Source organism: Bradyrhizobium sp. HKCCYLRH3061 (genome assembly GCF_051168015.1).
Lineage (GTDB): Bacteria > Pseudomonadota > Alphaproteobacteria > Rhizobiales > Xanthobacteraceae > Bradyrhizobium.
This window is the reverse complement of sequence record NZ_JBNPUE010000002.1, coordinates 424,807-441,725: the sequence shown is the minus strand read 5'-3', so window position 1 is coordinate 441,725 and position 16,919 is coordinate 424,807. Positions and strand designations below refer to the sequence as shown.

Genomic DNA, 16,919 nt, shown 5'->3' with positions numbered 1-16,919 from the left:
TCGTGGGGGTTGCGAAAGCCGTGCCCGAAAAACCGGCTGCGTGGTGCTCAAATCCGCGGCATAGACTGCGACGTTCCGGATGACATTGGCGCCGTGGCGGGCCAAAAGAGACGGCAGATGCGAGGAGAAACCATGAGCGAGATCGTCACCGCGGGGTTGCTGGTCATCGGCGACGAGATCCTGTCCGGCCGGACCAAGGACAAGAACATCGGCTTCATCGCCGAATACCTCACCAATCTGGGCATCGACCTCAAGGAGGTTCGGGTGGTCTCCGACGACGAGCCCGACATCATCGCCGCGCTCGATGCGCTGCGGCATCGCTACACCTATGTGTTCACCACCGGGGGCATCGGACCGACCCATGACGACATCACCGCGGATGCGATCGCGAAGGCGTTCGGCGTCGGCATCGACCACCATCCCGAGGTCGTGGCGCGCTTCCGCGAGCGCTGGAGCGAGCAGGAGCTCAACGAGGCGCGGCTGCGCATGGCGCGCATCCCCCACGGCGCCGAGCTGATCCAGAGCGCCACCATCCTGGCGCCCGGCTTCAAGCTCGGCAACGTCATCGTCATGGCCGGCGTGCCGTCGATCATGCAGGCGATGATGGACATCGTCGCGCCGAAGCTGAAGTCCGGCGTGCGCATGCTGTCGGAGACCGTCCGCGCCAATGCCCGCGAGGGCGACATCGGCGGTCCCCTGCGCGAGATCGCCAAGGCGCACCCGGACACCATCATCGGCAGCTATCCCTTCATCGACGAGGACCAGAAGCCGAACACGCATCTCGTCGTGCGCTCGCGCGACCAGGACAAGCTGTCGGCCGCGATGGCGGCCGTGAAGGAGATGCTCGCCGGGCTCAACGTGACGCGCTAGGCTTCCGGCACCGAAGCTCTGCGGCCGCATTCACTGTCATTCCGGGTTCAAGGCCTGCGGCCTTGCCCCGGAATGACAGTGGTTGTGGCGGCGGAGCGGGGGTGACAAGAGGCGCCTGACAAGGACGGACCAGACGAGATGCCAGACAAGACCTTGAGTGCAGAGGAGCGCGCGGGCCGGGCCTTCCCGGTGTCCTGGGACCAGTTTCATCGCGATTGCCGCGCGCTGACCTGGCGGCTGAACGAGATCGGGCCGTTTCACGCCGTGGTGGCCATCACCCGCGGCGGACTGGTGCCGGCAGCGATCGTGGCCCGCGAGCTTGGCGTGCGCGTCATCGATACGATCTGCATCGCGAGCTATGACCACACCAAGCAGGGCGAGCTTCAGGTCCTGAAGGGCATCTCGGCTGACACGGCGCAACTCGGCGGCGGCACCGGCAAGGGGCTCCTGATCGTCGACGATCTCGTCGACACCGGCAAGACCGGGCGCATGGTCCGCGAGATCCTCCCCGACGCCCATTTCGCCACCGTCTATGCCAAGCCGAAGGGCCGACCGCTGGTCGACACCTTTATCACCGAGGTGTCGCAGGACACCTGGATCTTCTTCCCCTGGGACACCGCGCTGTCGTTCGCGCCGCCGCTGCGCGATGGAGCGGCGTAGAATCGACTCTCGCGGTCATTCCGGGGCATGCCCAAAGGGCGTGAGCCCGGAATCCGTAACCACGATCGGGAGTATGGATTCCGGGCTCGTCGCTACGCGCCGCCCCGGAATGACCACGGAGAGAGCGGAGCGACGCCATGCCGCTGCAGAACCGCGTCAGCCCGACCGGCGACATCGTCGCCACGCCGCATCGCGGGATGTTCACCGGAAATCGCGGCATCATCCATGATCCCGCAACCAAGACGCTTCTGAGCAGGCGCTGGTCGAGCCCGGCCTGGCTGATCTGCCTGTGCGAGTTCCGCGGCAAGCGCCGCGAGGTGATGGCGCGGCAGAGCTGGACCGAGCTGTTCTTCCTCGACGAGGCCACCGCGCTCGCGGCCGGCCATCGTCCCTGCTTCTATTGCCGCCGCGACGACGCCAACCGGTTTCGCGCGGCATGGGAGCAGGGCAACGGCGTCAGCGAAGTTCGCGCCTCCGGGATCGACAAGGTGCTGCACGGCGAGCGGCTGGAGCGCGGCAAGAAGCGGCTGCATCCGCTGCCGATGCCTTGGCCCGAACTGCCCGACGGCGCGATGGTTCAGGCCGGAGACGAAAGCTTGCTGATCGTCGCGGGAAACGCACTGCCGTGGTCGTTCGCCGGTTACGGCGCGGCGCGCGCCGACGTCATCCGGCCGCTGCTCCTGACGCCACCCTCAACGCTCCGCGCGCTGCAGGCCGGCTACCGGCCCGTGCTGCATCCCAGTTCAAAGCCGCCGAAGGGTAGGCAAAGCGCACCGCCGCTTCATTCCCGCGCATCGTAGCCCGGATGAGCGAAGCGACATCCGGGATCTCACGCGCTGCCGTGTTGACCCCGCATGTCGCTTTCGCTCATGCGGGCTACGGTCTCGCGCTCGCAGCCATCACCACGAATAGCGCACAACCGCCTTGCCGCCATAGCTGCGCGTGACGTTCGAGAACTCGCCCTCGAAGGTTCCGGCGGCCGACCAGCCGTTCGTCCACTTCATTTCGGCGGAGGCGGTGGTCAGCGCGGACTCGCTGGCCTGCCGCGCGCCGTTGACCACGAAGGACGCGCCTGGCAGCGCCTGGAACGTCGCCGCGATCGAGCGGTCCGGGTTGAAGTCGTGCGCCCAGGCGACGCGGCCGCGCAGCGTGAAGAGGCCGTCGGACAGCACGTAGGACTTGTCGGTCCGCAGGCCGAGTTCACTGCGCGTCGAAGTGATGCTTCTGGCGCCGTAATTGAGAGCAAACGTATTGTTGCCGACGACCGCCTGCTCGGCATAGCCCGGCAGCGCGAAGGTTGTGAACTGAGCGGCCGCATAGGGCGTCAGGCCGACGCTGGTCCACGGCGTCAGGAAGCGATGTCCGCCTTCGATCCGGCCGGAATACGCATTGGCATTGAAGTTGGCGCGCAACTGATCGATGCCCGCGACGGTCACGGTGCGGCTCGTCGTGATGTCCTGCCAGCCGTAGGCGAGAGCGCCCGTCACATAGCTTGCACCAAAGGTATGCCGCACGAAAGCACCGGCCTGGAACAGGTCGGACCGGCCGCCGCCGCCATTGAAAACGTTGAAGTTGGTGCCGCCCCCCGCCAGCGCAAAGCCGGCGACGGTGTAGGGCGAGAAGCGATAGTCGGCCCCGACTGCGGTGCCGTAGAGATTGCTGGTGGCGGTGTTGGAGCCGAGCGCGGCATTGCCGTCGGTGGTCTGCGCCCCGCCGAAGGCGGCTGCCCAGACGCTCCATCCCGTCCTGGCCACAGCCGCAGGCGGCGCCTTGCTGTAGATCGCGGCCAGCGCATCATTCGGATTACGCTTTTGCGCATAGGCGAGCGTCTCCTCGGCGTAGCCGATCGCGCCGTTGGGTCCAGGACCCTGGTCACCGCGGCCGCCGATGAAGGGATCGGTCATGACGCCCATGAACTGGGTCATCGCATTGAACGTCGTCTGCTGTGCGCCGGTGGCGGTCTCGCCCGAGATCTGCGTCAGCCCGTTCGGTGTCAGTCCGGTGAAGACGACGGGAATGCTGCCATTCGTGTTGAAGTAGTTGCCGAGCGCGTTGCTGACGTTCTGTTGGTTGACGTTGCCCGACGCGCTCATTGCGAGATTGAGGAAGGCGTTGTTGGCGTCGTAGGTCACCGTCGCGCTGAAACCCGCCGGGATGCCGGTGTTGGTCACGCCGCCGAACGTCCCACTGACGCCGCCGGTCGCCGTCAGAATCGTGTATTTCTTCGCGACATACGTGCCATTGGCGTAGTTCGCCGCAACCGTGGCGCCGTTGAGCGTCGCGGTGCCGGTCACGTTGACGCGCGAGGCGGTCGTCGTATCGACCTGGACCAGGTAGATCGCGCCCGACTGGAACGCGAGATTGCCGCTGATCGCCATCGTGCTGGCCGGCGTGCCGTTGCCGGGCGCGAAGGTGCCGCCGGCATTGATCTGGGTGCCCTTGACCGTGCCGATGCCGGCCAGCGTGCCGCCGGAATTCACCGTGGTCAGCGCCGAATTCGCCGCCGTGCCGTTCACTTCCAGCGTTCCGCCATTCACGACGGTATTGCCGGTGTAGGTATTGGCCGCCGTCAGCACCAGCGTGCCGCTGCCGGTCTTGACGAGGGCGGTGTTGACGCCGCCGGTGGTCAGGCCGGTGCCGCCGATCGTGTTGGCGTAGGTGAGCGTGCCGCTCGAGACCGCGATGTTGGCGGTGACGCCGCTGATGAAGATGCCGGCTCCCTGCGCCGCGCCGGCCGCTGCTGAAAACCCGTTGATGGCGCTCGGCCCGATGCCGATGCCTGGGGTGCCGGCGGTACCGCCTGTGACGGTGTTGCCCGAGATCGGCGAGTCGAGAATCGTCAGCGTGCCGCCGGTGGCGACGTAGATGGCGCCGCCATTGCCGGCGCCGCCATTGCCGCCGGCGCCGCCGTCGGAGCCGGGTCCGGGACCGCCCGCGCCGCTGGCGTTGGTGGCGCCATCACCGCCGGTGCCGCCGTTGCCGCCATTGGCGTTGCCGGTGCCGCCGGGATTGTTGTTGGTGTAGACGTTGCTGTTGGTGGTGCCGGAGCCGCCACCGCCACCACCGCCGTCACCGACCGAGGGGCCCGCCGTGCCGACCGTTCCTTGCGTTCCGGCATGTCCACCGGTACCGCCCGCGCCGCCGCCGCCGCTGGCGCCGCCATTGTTGGCGGCACCGCCGGTGCCGCCATTGCCGCCATTTACCGGGTCAGCCGCCGCGTTCTGCGCGCTGCCGCCATTGCCACCGGCGCCGCCGGTGGCGCTGTTGCTAGTGAAGGTCACTGCGGCAATCGTGACATTGGCGCCACTGCCGACGAACAGGCCGCCGCCGGCCCCGAGGCCGCCGCCGCCGCCGCCGCCGGAGCCGTAGGCCAGACCGCCGCTGTAGTAGCCGTTCTGACCGTTGGTGCCATTGCCGCCGATCGCCGCCATGTTGGTGATCGACAGGCTGGAGATGTTCACGGTCGGCGCGTTGGCGCCGTTGACGACGATGCCCTGATAGGTCGACGATCCGTCGATGGTCTGGCCGTTGCCGGTGATGTTCACCGTGACGTTGGTATTGGCGGCCTGCAGCTGCGCCAGCGAGCTCGACAGCGTGAAACCGCTGATGATGTTGATGCTGACAGTGGAATTGGCGCCGGCTGCCGCGACCGCCGCGACGGCCGTGTTCCAGTCGGCCTGGTTGGCGACGTCGATCGCCAGGGCCTGCGTGCTCAGCATCGTGCCGGCGAGAAGGAGCGACATGGCCAGCCAGCGTCGCGGCTTTGCCATGCGCGCAGCGGACCCCGTTCTCGCAAAGCAAGCCATCTCATTCCCCAGCAATGAAGGCAGACGTCAGATCCGAACTGATGTCGTCGGCAAAAATTCACGTAAAACTTGTAGTTCCCGAGATGAAATGTCGGGACACATCTTGTCAAGAACAGCAAAGACACACTGGATTGCGAATGGCGTGCGATCGGTATTGAGCCACCGCACGCGCGCCGAAGCTGTGGACCGGCCCGCTCTGCTGACCTGCGTATGCTGACACTGTGGTGCATAGCGCGAGGCGCCGCGTGCAGCGGCGCGCGCACGCGATTCCGTTCGGAGGATCGCGGGGCTCGGCGGTTGGGAAGCGCCGAATGACGTGGACTTAGGCGAACCGCTGCCGTGCCAGCTTGGCCCCTGTGCCCAGCGCCATCAGCTTCGCCTCGGCGACCTCGCGCCGCATCGGCGCCATGCCGCAATTCGTGGTGGCGATGATGTTCTCCTTCGGCACCACCTTCATGACGTCCTCGAGGGTCTTGCAGACGTCCTCGGCGGTCTCGATCGCGTCGCTGGCGACGTCGATGACGCCGGCCTGCACGATCTTGTTCTTGAGCAGGCCGAGCAGCTCGATCGGCACCTTCGAATTGCGGCACTCGACGGCGACCTGCTGGATCGTGCTGGCGTCGATCACGGGGAAGGTCTCCTCGTATTGCCGCCACTCGCCGCCCAGCGTCTCCTTCCAGTCGGTGTTGGCCTTGATGCCGTAGCCATAGCAGATGTGCACGGCGGTCGGGCAGGTCAGGCCTTCGGCGGCGCGCTCCAGCGCCTTGATGCCCCAGTCGCGCACCTCGTCCATGTAGACGTTGAAGGCGGGCTCGTCGAACTGGATCATGTCGATGCCGTCGTCGTGCAGCGCCTTGGCCTCCTGGTTCAGCAGCTCGGCGAAGGCGAACGCCATCTTGACGCGGTCGCCGTAGTAGTTGTCGGCGATGGTGTCGATGATGGTCATCGGGCCGGGCAGGGTGAACTTCACGGCACGCGTCGTGTGCGTGCGTGCGATCCGCGCCTCGTCGCCATGGACGCGGCCCTTCAGCGAGAGCGGCGCCACCACCTGCGGCACCATCGCCTTGTAGCGGTCCTTGCGGATGCCCATCTCGACCTTGTGGGCGAAGTCGATGCCTTCGACACGTTCCAGGAATCCGTGCACGAAATGCTGCCGCGACTGTTCACCCTCGGTGAGGATGTCGATGCCGGAATCCTCCTGCAGCTTCAGTGCCAGGATGGTGGCATCACGCTTGGCGCGCGCCAGCTCGTCGCCCTTGGACTTCCACGGCGCCCACAGCACGTTCGGCTCGGCCAGCCATTCCGGCTTGGGCAGCGATCCTGCGATGGTCGATGGAAACAGCATGGTCGAACTCTCCGGCTGAGGGGCGGTCAAGCTTGAGCGCCTGTCTGCCATGGCTTACCCTTCACGTACAGAAGAACGAAGCCGCCGCGCATGTTCCGCAGCGCGGCATAATGGTCCGGGGAAGGAATCGGGGAAGGATGATCGATCTCCATTACGCGCCGACGCCGAACGGCTGGAAGATCTCGATCATGCTCGAGGAACTCGGGCTGCCCTATACCGTCATTCCCGTCGACATCCGCGCCGGCGACCAGTTCAAGCCGGACTTCCTGGCGATCAGCCCGAACAACCGGATTCCCGCGATCGTCGATCACGCGCCGGCCGATGGCGGCGCACCGTTCCCGGTGTTCGAGACCGGCGCGATCCTGATCTATCTTGCCGACAAGACCGGCCGTTTCCTCCCCTCGGAGATGCGGGCGCGCTCGCGTGTCATCCAATGGGTGATGTGGCAGATGGCCGGACTGGGGCCGATGATGGGGCAGCACGGCCATTTCGCGCTGTATGCGGCCGAGAAGGTCCCTTATGCGATCCAGCGCTATCGTGATGAGGTCGCACGGCTGTTCCACGTGCTCGACGTGCAGCTCGGCAAGACCGGCGCCTACGTCGCCGGCGACGACTATTCGATCGCCGACATCGCCTGCTTTCCGTGGATGATGACGCACAAGGCCCAGGGGTTTACGCTCGACGACTATCCCGGCATCAAGCGCTGGTACGCGGTGTTGCGCGCGCGGCCGAAGCTGCAGGCGGGGCTGGCGATCGGCAAGTTCGTCAAGGAGCCGTTCGACGAGCAGTCGCGTCATGTGATGTTCGGCGCGCGGGCGAAAGAGATGATCGAACGAGGTTCATAAGAAAACCCTCATGGTGAGGAGCGCCGCAGGCGCGTCTCGAACCATGAGGCCACGACGCGGGCCTCATCCTTCGAGATGCGCGCAGTGCGCGCTCCTCAGGATGAGGAAAAACAGCCAGAACGGAAATCATCCATGATCGAATTCTTCTTCGACTGCTCCAGCCCCTGGACCTATCTCGCCTTCCACAACATCCAGCCGCTCGCGCAGGAATTCGACGTCGACATCGTCTGGCGGCCGATCCTGGTCGGCGGCATCTTCAACACCGTCAATCCCAGCGTCTATGCGCAGCGCGAGAAGCCGGTGCCGGCCAAGGCGGCCTACATGCTGAAGGACCTCGGCGATTGGTCCCGCTCGGCCGGGCTCAAGATCAAGATGCCGCCATCGGTGTTCCCTGTGAACAGCGTCAAGGCGATGCGCGGCTGCATCTGGCTCGGCCAGGACATGGTGCCGTTCGCGCGGGCCGTGTTCGAGATCTATTGGGGCGAGGACCAGGACATCTCGCAGGATGCGGTGCTGGCCGAGGTGTGCCGGCGCGTCGGCATCGATCCGAAGGCGTTCTTCGACGGGATCGCGCAGCAGGGCATCAAGGACCAGCTGCGCATCAACACCGAGGAGGTCGTCAAGCGCGGCGGCTTCGGCTCGCCGACCATCTTCGTCGATGTCAACGACATGTATTTCGGCAACGACCGCCTGCCGCTGATCCGTGAAGCGCTGGCGAGGGCGAAGGGGCGCGCCAGCTGATGCCGCGGGCGATCGTCTGCCGCGAGCTCGGGCCGCCGGAGAAGCTGAAGCTCGAAGACCTTCCGCCACGCCCGCTGGCCGAGGGCGAGGTGCGGGTTAAGATCCGCGCGGCCGGCATCAATTTCCCGGACATCCTGATGGCGGCGGGCGAGTATCAGCTCAAGCCGGAGCTGCCGTTCACGCCCGGCGTGGAGGCGGCCGGCGACGTCATCGCGGTCGGCGCGGCCGCGACCGGCCATGCCGTCGGCGACAAGGTCATCGTCCGGATGCGCTTCGGCGCTTACGCCGAGGAGGCGGTGGTGGCCGGGAGCCAGCTCACGCCGCTGCCGTCGACCTTCGACTATGCTGAAGGCGCGACCTATCTGGCCGGCCACGGCACCGCTCATCACGCGCTGGTCGATCGCGGCCAGCTCGGGCCCGGCGAGACGCTGCTGGTGCATGGCGCCGGCGGTGGCGTCGGCCTTGCCGCCGTCGAGATCGGCAAGCTCCTGGGCGCGACCGTGATCGCGGCGGCGTCGTCGGAGGAGAAACTCGCGGTGGCACGCGCGCGCGGCGCCGATCACCTGGTGCTCTATGCGCGCGAGCCGTTCCGTGATGCCGTCAAGCGCATCACCGATGGCCGCGGCGTCGACGTCGTGTTCGATCCCGTCGGCGGCGAGGTGTTCGAGAACAGCGTGCGCTGCATCGCCTGGGGCGCGCGGCTGCTGGTGATCGGCTTCACCGGCGGCATCGGGCTCGCACGCACCAATCTGATCCTGATGAAGGGCGCCAGCGTGCTCGGCGTCCGTGCCGGCGAGGCGGTGCGGAAGGATCCCGAGCTGGGCCAGCGCCGCATGGCGGCGCTGCTGGAGTTCGCTGAGCAGGGCAAGCTGCGGCCGAACGTCTCCCATCGCGTGCCGTTCGCGGACTACGCCGCGGCGATGCGGCTGTTGATCGATCGCAAGGCGATCGGTCGGGTCGCGCTGGTGATGGACTGAGGCACACAGCGGCGCCAAACCACCGGTGTCGTCCCGGCCTTGAGCCGGGACCCATACCGCGTGATCTCTCTTGTGGCACCCTGAACGTCGTTCTTCGCCAAACAGCGCCCTGTGGTTATGGGTCCCGGATCGGCGCGCGCCGTGCCGCGCGCTTGTCCGGGACGACACCGAGGGTGGGGTTGGCACCGCTCGCCGTCATTGCGAGCGAAGCGAAGCAATCCAGGGCTAAGACGGGACTCTGGATTGTTTCGTCGTGGAGCCTGTCATCGGGCCGCGCTTTGCGCGGACCCGTTTGCTCCTCGCAATGACGGACGACTACTTGTACTCCCGCTCGTCCCACCACGGAAAATAATCCGGCATATCGGCCGTCACCGTGTTCTTGAACTGCGCCGGGCGCTTCTCCAGGAAGGACACCACGCCTTCCTTGACGTCGTCGGAGCGGCCGCGCGCGTAGATGCCGCGGCTGTCGACCTTGTGCGCCTCCATCGGATCGTCGGCGCCCATCATGCGCCACATCATCTGGCGGATCAGCGCGATCGACACCGGCGCGGTCTTCTCCGCGATCTCGCGCGCAAGCGCTCGGGCGGTCGGCAGCAGATCATCCGGCGGCACGACCTTGCTGACGAGGCGGCCGGCGAGCGCCTCCTGCGCCGGAAACACGCGGCCGGTGTAGCACCATTCCAGCGCCTGCGAGATGCCGACGATGCGTGGCAGGAACCAGCTCGACGCCGCCTCCGGCACGATGCCGCGCTGGGAGAACACGAAGCCGAACCGTGCAGCGTCCGAGGCAATGCGGATGTCCATCGCAAGCTGCATGGTGACGCCGATGCCGACGGCGGGACCGTTCACCGCGGCAATCACCGGCTTCAGCGACTTGAAGATCCGCAACGTCACCTGGCCGCCGCCGTCGCGCACCTGCGGATCGGAATAGTCGACGCGACCGTCGGCATGGCGCTTCACCGGACCGCGCTTGGCATCGCGGTCGAAGGTGTCGGCACCAGACGAAAGGTCTGCACCGGCGCAGAACGCGCGGCCCGACCCGGTGACGATGATCGCCCGGACGCCGTCGTCCTTGTCGGCGCGATCGAAGGCGTCGATCAGCTCCTCCATCATGGTGCCGGTGAAGGCGTTGAGCTTCTCCGGCCGGTTGAGCGTGATGGTGAGGATCTTGTCGACGACGTCATAGAGAATGGTCTGGTAGGCCATGGGGTTTCCTGGTCCGCTGTTGTTATTAGTTAGGCGAGCCAAAAATCCCGCCGTCATTCCGGGGCACGCCCGAAGGGCGTGAGCCCGGAATCCATAACCACGATCGTGAGTATGGATTCCGAGTTCGTGCTTCGCACGCCCCGGAATGACGACACAAACTAAGACCCGCGACGTGACCACAATAGTTCAGCGTTGCGCGGCGGCAAAGACCCGATAAATCATTCCGCAGCATGGAAGGGCGTAAGGCAACTCGCCCATTCCTGCACCCAAGACTCGCTGATAACGCAGCGTCATCTTGTTTCAATGGGCGACGTCGCAGTGATAATCCGCGCTCACGCGTGGGGATAGCTCGTCGTCTAATGGGCGGATGGTTGTGAAGCCGGAGCCTTTGGCCATGGCCGCTGCTCGCCGCGTAATCCCTCGAACGTCTTGGCCATCCCGAGCACGCCGACATCGTCGAAGCGGCGGCCGACGATCTGCAGGCCGATCGGGAAGCCGTCGGAGTCGTAGCCGGCATTGACGGAGATCGCCGGGTTCTCCGACATGTTCCACGGTACGGTGTAGGTGATGTGCTCGAACGGCGCCTGCGGGTCGTTGACCGGCGAGGCGAACTCGGCGGGGAATTTCACGCCGGGCGAGACCGGCGAGATGATGTAGTCGTAGTCGCAGAACAGTCTTGCTGCGGCGGCGCGTAGCGCCATCGTGACGTTGAAGCCTCTGACGACTTCGACGCCGGAGAGCGCGGCGCCGCGCTCGGCCCATTGCAGGATGTAGGGCAGGGTCTTGGCGCGCACCTCGGGCGCCAGCCGCGCCAGATCGTCCCACAGCCGCGCACGCCAGAAATTGTCGAGACCGTCGAGCATCTCGCGCGTCAGGAAGCCCTTGACCTCGCTGATTACGGCGCCGGCGTCCTCGAACGCTCTGGCGGCCGCCAGCGTCGTCGCGCGCACCGGCTCCTCGAGCGGCTGGCCGACGCCGCCGAGATCGAGCATCAGGCCGATGCGCAGCTTGCGCACCGGCTTCTCCGCGATCTTCCAGTGCAGGTCCGAGGGCGGCAGGCTGGTGCCGTCGCGCCTGTCCGGCTTGGACAGCACGCTCATCATCAGCGCGGCATCGTCGACGATGCGTGTCATCGGGCCGGCAACGCGGCCGACATAGGGCGGATCGATCGGCACGCGGCCGAAGCTCGGCTTGAGGCCGACGAGGCCGCACCACGACGCGGGCAGCCGGATCGAACCGCCGATGTCGGTGCCGACATGCAGCGGACCGTAGCCCGCGGCGGCTGCGGCACCCGCACCGGCGCTCGAACCGCCGGGGTTCATGCGGAGATCCCATGGATTGCGCGTCAGCGGATGGAAGCTCGACAGGCCCGACGACAGCATGCCGTAGTCGGGCATCGTGGTCTTGGCGAAGATGATCGCGCCGGCCTCGCGCAGCCGCGCCACCGGCGGCGCGTCGGCGGCGAGCGGCGTGCGCGTGACGCTGGCTGCGCCGAGCGGCATCGGCTGGCCCTTGGTGGCGAGATTGTCCTTCACCGTCGCCGGTACGCCGTCGAGCACGCCGGCCGGCTCGTCATTGGCCCAGCGCTCGGTCGAGGCTTTCGCCGCCGCTCGCGCGGCGTCGGTGTCGAGCAGGTACAGCGCCTTGATATCAGGCTCCCACGCCGCCACGTGCGCCAGCACCTCGTCCATCACCTCGGACGGCGAGAACTGGCGCGCGCGGTAGCCGGCGATCAGGTCGACGGCGGAGAGATCGTGAAGCGAGGTGATGTCGTCCGAGACGGGCTTGTGCATGCTGGTGCTCCCACGCCGAAGTTCATCTCGATCTGCCGCCCGCTCATTGACGTATGTCAGTCGCGCTAGGCTGCCTTAAGGCGCGTCTCGATGATGCGGGCGAACATGCTGGCGCCGATCGGCAGGATCTTGTCGTCGAGCACGTAGCCGGGATTGTGCACCGGCACCGAGCCGTCATGGCCGACCCAGAAATAGGCGCCCGGGATGGTCTGCAGCATGTCGGCGAAATCCTCGCTGCCCATCTTCGGCGTCGAGCGGGTCAGCACCTTGGACGGCTCGACCACGGTGCGCGCGACTTCCTCGACCACCTTGGACTGCTCCTCCTGGTTCACCAGGACGCTGAACGTGTCACGGATGTCGACATCGATCTCGCAATTGAACGCCGCCGCCATGCCGGCGCAGATCGCGCGCATGCGCTCGCGCACCAGCGCGCGCACGGGGTCGGAGAACGCACGCACGGTGCCGCACAGCCAGGCATCGCCGGGAATGACGTTGTAGGCCGAGCCGGCATGGATCTGGGTGATCGAGACCACGGCGGCCTGCAGCGGCTCGACGTTGCGGCTGACGATGGTCTGGATCGCCTGGGCCACGCTGGTGGCAATCACCACCGCGTCCTTGGAGCGCTCGGGCATCGCGCCGTGGGCGCCGTAGCCGGAGATCCGGATGTCGAAGAAGTCGGCGCCGGCCATGGCAGGGCCGGGCAGGATCGCGATCTCGCCGTGCTCCAGGTCCGGCGCATTGTGAAGGCCGTAGAGTTCGTCGCAGGGAAACTTCTGGAACAGGCCATCCTTGATCATCGCGCGTGCGCCGCCGAGTCCTTCCTCCGCCGGCTGGAAGATGAAGTGCACGGTGCCGTCGAAGTTGCGGGTCTCGGCGAGATAGCGCGCCGTGCCGAGCAGCATCGTGGTGTGGCCGTCATGGCCGCAGCCGTGGAAGCGGCCGGGGATGGTCGAGCGCCACGGCAGGTTGGTGTTCTCCTCCATCGGCAGCGCGTCCATGTCGGCGCGCAGGCCGATCTTCCTGCCGCTGTCGTTCTTGCCCTTGAGGACGCCGATCACCCCGGTGCCGCCGAGGCCGCGATGCACCTCGATGCCCCATTGCGCGAGCTTCTCGGCGACGATCCCGGAGGTGCGCGTCTCCTCGAAGCCGATCTCGGGATGGGCGTGCAGGTCGCGGCGGATGGCGGTGAGCTCGTCGGCGTAACCTTGGATGCGATCGATGGTCGGCATGGGTGCGTTTCCGTTGAGAGGTTTATGCTTTGAACGCCGGGCCGTTCGGCTTGAGGCGGATGCCCCGACGCAAGCTGGTCCAGGGCAGGGTGGAGGGATCGGCGGGCATCGCGCCGGGCGCGGCGCAGATCAGGAGATGTTCGGCGATCGGTTCGAAATCGGCGCGGAAATGCACCGAGCTCTTGTTGACGAGAATGGCCTGTTCGGTCGGCTCGATGCCGACGAAGCGATACATTTCCTGGTCGGCGAGCTGGGACTTGTGCGAGGCCACCACGACCCTGACGTCGCCGATGCGCAGTGCCGCGGACGGTCCCATCTCCATCTTGCGACCGCCGTAGAATGGGCCGGGCGCGACGAAACGGCCGTCGGAAATCTTCTCGACGATGAAGCTTTCCTCGAACGGCGCATCGCCGGGAATGCCGCTCTTGCCGCCGAGCGACAGCGTCACGGTGGCCCCTTCGCCGGCTGCATGGGCGGCGAGCGCCGCCTGCGGATCGTAGATCATGCCGATCGCGGCACGGCTGGCGCGGTTGCGCACCAGCGCGCGCAACATGCCGGTGGTGTCGGAATCGCCGCCGGCGCCGGGATTGTCCTGGGTGTCGGCGATCACGATCGGGCGCGTCGCCGTCTTCGCCAGCGTCATGGCATGGCGCACGCCGTCATCGGGCGCGTAGATGCGGCCGTCGAAATCATCCTCGTGGCCGGTGACGATCGCCGCGATCGCATCCGCCGCGGCATCCGCGTCGGCCTGCGTACGGCCATAGGCGAACACGCTCGGGCCGCAATGGGCGAAATCGGCGGCGGGAAAGCCGGGCGCGAAGGACAGCGTCGGCACCGCCTCGCTCTGCAGCGCCGCGAGCTTCTCGTAGATGCCCTTGGTCGGCTGGTCGTTGGTGCACTGCCAGCTGATCGGGATCAGGAACGGCAACTGCCGGAACGCCTTGGCAAGCGGCTCTTTCGACCGCAGCAGCAGCGCGAGATGCTCCGCCGACGCGCGTCCGGTGTCGGCCATGTCGGTGTGTGGATATTTGCGATAGGCGATCAGCGCATCCGCATGCGCCATCATCTCGGGCGTGACGTTGGCGTGCAGGTCGAGGCTCGCGACCAGCGGCACGTGCGGGCCGATCACCTTGCGGACGCGGGCGAGGATCTCGCCTTCGCCGTCGTCGAGATGCTCGGTCACCATCGCGCCGTGCAGATCGAGATAGACGCCGTCGAGCGGCCCGGCAGCCCTGATGCGATCGACCATCGTGGTCGTGATGCGCTCGAACGCATCCCGGGTGACATGTGCGGAGGGGCTCGCCGCACAGGCGATGGTGGGAACGATCTTCCAGCCGTTCGCTTCCGCGACCGCGATGAAGCCGGCCTGGCCGGCATTGATGCCGCGCATCGTCGTGAGCACGGAGGTCGCATCAACGATCGAGCCGCGGCCGCCGCCATGCATGAACGCGTCGTAGTCCGCTTTCGTCGGAGCGAATGTATTGGTCTCGTGCAGGAAGCCGCCGATCGCGACGCGCGTCATTACTTCGCCTCAGGCCGTTGAACGTATGATGACGTTAGACCCGGGTTCGCGGCCCACGCAAGCGATGGAGCGATGCCGTTTTGCATGCCGCTAACGCGTAGCCCGGATGAGCGGACGCCTGCGCCCGAAGGGCGAAGGCGGGAGCGACATCCGGGTTCATCGCCGCAGTTCGTGAGATCCCGCATGTCGCTGGCACCGCCGCGCGTTCCGCGCGCCGGCTTTCGCTCATGCGGGCTACGGCAGCGCTGCTACGCCACCGCTTCCGCCACCGGCCGGAAGTTGGCAAAGTCCCAGTTCCGTCCGGGGGCCGCTTCGAGCAGGGACCTGGTATAGGCCTCCTTCGGATGCGTCAGGATCTCGCCGGCCGGGCCCTGTTCGACGATGCGGCCCTTCTGCATCACGACGACGTCGTCGCAGATCTGCGCGGCAACGCGCAGGTCATGCGTGATGAACAGGATGGCGATGCCGAGGCGGCGCTGGATCTCGTCGAGCAGCTCCAGCACCTGCGCCTGCACCGAGACGTCCAGTGCAGAGACCGCTTCGTCGGCCACCAGCACGTCCGGATCGAGCGCGAGCGCACGGGCGATCGCGATGCGCTGGCGCTGGCCGCCGGAGAACTGGTGCGGGTAGCGCGAGATCGCGTCCGCGGGCAGGCCGACCAGTTCCAGCAGTTCGCGCGCCCGCGCCATCGCCTTGTCGTGCGAGGTGCCGTAGTTGACCGGCCCCTCGGCGATGCTCTCGCCGACGGTCAGCCGCGGGTTGAGCGAGCGGTAGGGGTCCTGGAACACGATCTGGATGCGCTTGCGGTGCGGCTGCAGCAGCCGCCGGGTCAGGATCGAGATCTCGTGGCCGGCGAGGCGGACGCCGCCGGAGGTCGGATCGATCAGCCTGACGATGCAGCGGGCCACCGTCGACTTGCCGGAGCCGCTTTCGCCGACGATGCCGAGCGTGCGGCCCTTGCGCAGGGTGAGGGTGACGTTCTGCGCGGCGACGACCTCGCGCGCTTTGCCGAGGAACGAGCGCTCGCGATAGACCTTGCCGAGCTCGTTGGTCTCGAGCACCACCGGCTCGGTGCTCTCAGGCCGGGGCGGGCGCGGGATCAGGCTGGGTACGGAGGCCAGCAGGTTACGCGTGTAGTCCATCTCGGGGCGGCGCAGGATCTTGTCGAGCGCGCCGGTCTCGACCAGGCGCCCCTGGCGCATCACCGCGACGCGGTCGGCGATCTCGGCGACCACGCCCATGTCGTGGGTGATGAACAGCACGGCGGTGCCGTGATCGCGCTGCAGCTCGCGGATCAGCGAGAGGATCTGCTTCTGCGTGGTGACGTCGAGCGCGGTGGTCGGCTCGTCGGCGATCAGCAGCTTCGGCTCGAGCACCAGCGCCATCGCGATCATGATGCGCTGGCGCTGGCCGCCGGACAGGCGATGGGGATAGGAGCCGAAGATGCGCTCGACGTCGGGCAGGTGGACCTGCTCCATCATGTCGAGGATGCGCTTGCGCCGCGTCCGCGCATCGAGCGACGTATGCGCGCGCAGGACCTCGTCGATCTGGCGGCCCACCGGCACGACCGGATTGAGCGCGGTCATCGGCTCCTGGAAGATCATCGCCATTCGGGTGGCGCGCAGTTCGCGCAACCGGCGATCGGTCGCGGTGAGCAGCTCCTCGCCGACCAGCTTGACGCTGCCGCCGACGGCATGCAGCGCGTTCTTCGGCAGCAGGCCCATCGTGGTCAGCGAGGTCACCGACTTGCCGGAGCCGCTTTCGCCGACGACGCAGAGCGTCTCGCCTTTCTCGACCTTGATCGAGACGCCGTCGATGATGCGCGGGCCGTTCGGGTTCTTCGTCTTGCCGACGGTGACGACGAGATTGTCGATGTCGAGGATGGTGTCGGTCATTAGGTCAGGTCTCCGCCGTCATTGCGAGGA

Annotated in this window: 13 protein-coding genes; 6 read left to right on the top strand and 7 right to left on the bottom strand. The window is 66.9% G+C overall.

Translation table 11 applies throughout. From position 1 onward, the window contains the following. Window positions 1-132: 132 nt before the first annotated feature. The 3 genes from ACQR2C_RS05920 to ACQR2C_RS05910 all read left to right on the top strand — a co-directional run bounded on the left by ACQR2C_RS05920 (window position 133) and on the right by ACQR2C_RS05910 (window position 2,330). On the top strand, window positions 133-870 hold the full coding sequence (locus ACQR2C_RS05920) for a competence/damage-inducible protein A (RefSeq protein ID WP_434880684.1): 738 nt from the start codon (window positions 133-135) through the stop codon (window positions 868-870). Window positions 871-1,008: 138 nt separating this feature from the next. Next, window positions 1,009-1,530, top strand: a complete 522-nt coding sequence (gpt, locus tag ACQR2C_RS05915) for a xanthine phosphoribosyltransferase (protein ID WP_315714724.1) — start codon at window positions 1,009-1,011, stop codon at window positions 1,528-1,530. Between the two features lie 137 nt (window positions 1,531-1,667). Continuing rightward, window positions 1,668-2,330 carry a hypothetical protein gene (locus tag ACQR2C_RS05910; RefSeq protein ID WP_434880683.1) on the top strand — a complete coding sequence of 221 codons (663 nt, stop codon included), beginning with the start codon at window positions 1,668-1,670 and terminating at the stop codon, window positions 2,328-2,330. A 99-nt stretch (window positions 2,331-2,429) separates the two neighbouring features. Here ACQR2C_RS05910 and ACQR2C_RS05905 read toward each other — a convergent pair whose 3' ends face one another. Together ACQR2C_RS05905 and ACQR2C_RS05900 are read right to left on the bottom strand one after the other, a co-directional pair. Further along, window positions 2,430-5,273: an autotransporter outer membrane beta-barrel domain-containing protein gene (locus tag ACQR2C_RS05905; protein WP_434880682.1), complete on the bottom strand. Its 2,844-nt coding sequence runs from the start codon at window positions 5,271-5,273 to the stop codon at window positions 2,430-2,432. Between the two features lie 385 nt (window positions 5,274-5,658). Beyond that, window positions 5,659-6,681 carry a methionine synthase gene (locus ACQR2C_RS05900; RefSeq protein ID WP_434880681.1) on the bottom strand — a complete coding sequence of 341 codons (1,023 nt, stop codon included), beginning with the start codon at window positions 6,679-6,681 and terminating at the stop codon, window positions 5,659-5,661. A gap of 137 nt (window positions 6,682-6,818) precedes the next feature. Between ACQR2C_RS05900 and ACQR2C_RS05895 the strand changes: the two genes are divergently transcribed. The 3 genes from ACQR2C_RS05895 (at window position 6,819) to ACQR2C_RS05885 (ending at window position 9,244) form a co-directional block, all read left to right on the top strand. Further along, the gene (locus tag ACQR2C_RS05895; protein WP_434880680.1) at window positions 6,819-7,526 is read left to right on the top strand and encodes a glutathione binding-like protein; all 708 of its coding nucleotides are present in this window, start codon (window positions 6,819-6,821) and stop codon (window positions 7,524-7,526) included. A gap of 132 nt (window positions 7,527-7,658) precedes the next feature. Then, a complete protein-coding gene (locus tag ACQR2C_RS05890; protein ID WP_434880679.1) occupies window positions 7,659-8,267 on the top strand; it encodes a 2-hydroxychromene-2-carboxylate isomerase in 609 nt (202 codons plus the stop codon). Then, the gene (locus ACQR2C_RS05885; RefSeq protein WP_434880678.1) at window positions 8,267-9,244 is read left to right on the top strand and encodes an NADPH:quinone oxidoreductase family protein; all 978 of its coding nucleotides are present in this window, start codon (window positions 8,267-8,269) and stop codon (window positions 9,242-9,244) included. Before ACQR2C_RS05890 ends, ACQR2C_RS05885 begins: the two co-directional genes overlap by 1 nt. 315 nt (window positions 9,245-9,559) lie before the next feature. Here ACQR2C_RS05885 and ACQR2C_RS05880 read toward each other — a convergent pair whose 3' ends face one another. The 5 genes from ACQR2C_RS05880 to ACQR2C_RS05860 form a co-directional block, all read right to left on the bottom strand. Further along, window positions 9,560-10,450, bottom strand: coding sequence for a crotonase/enoyl-CoA hydratase family protein (locus tag ACQR2C_RS05880; protein ID WP_315801093.1), 891 nt, complete (start codon window positions 10,448-10,450; stop codon window positions 9,560-9,562). 356 nt (window positions 10,451-10,806) lie between these two features. Next, window positions 10,807-12,243, bottom strand: coding sequence for an amidase (locus tag ACQR2C_RS05875; protein ID WP_315801092.1), 1,437 nt, complete (start codon window positions 12,241-12,243; stop codon window positions 10,807-10,809). Window positions 12,244-12,308: 65 nt separating this feature from the next. After that, window positions 12,309-13,472, bottom strand: a complete 1,164-nt coding sequence (locus ACQR2C_RS05870; RefSeq protein WP_434874259.1) for a M20 aminoacylase family protein — start codon at window positions 13,470-13,472, stop codon at window positions 12,309-12,311. A gap of 22 nt (window positions 13,473-13,494) precedes the next feature. Further along, entirely contained in the window at window positions 13,495-14,994 is a 1,500-nt protein-coding gene (locus ACQR2C_RS05865; protein ID WP_434880677.1) for a M81 family metallopeptidase, read from the bottom strand. 248 nt (window positions 14,995-15,242) lie between these two features. Next, window positions 15,243-16,889: an ABC transporter ATP-binding protein gene (locus ACQR2C_RS05860; protein WP_434880676.1), complete on the bottom strand. Its 1,647-nt coding sequence runs from the start codon at window positions 16,887-16,889 to the stop codon at window positions 15,243-15,245. Window positions 16,890-16,919 lie beyond the last annotated feature (30 nt).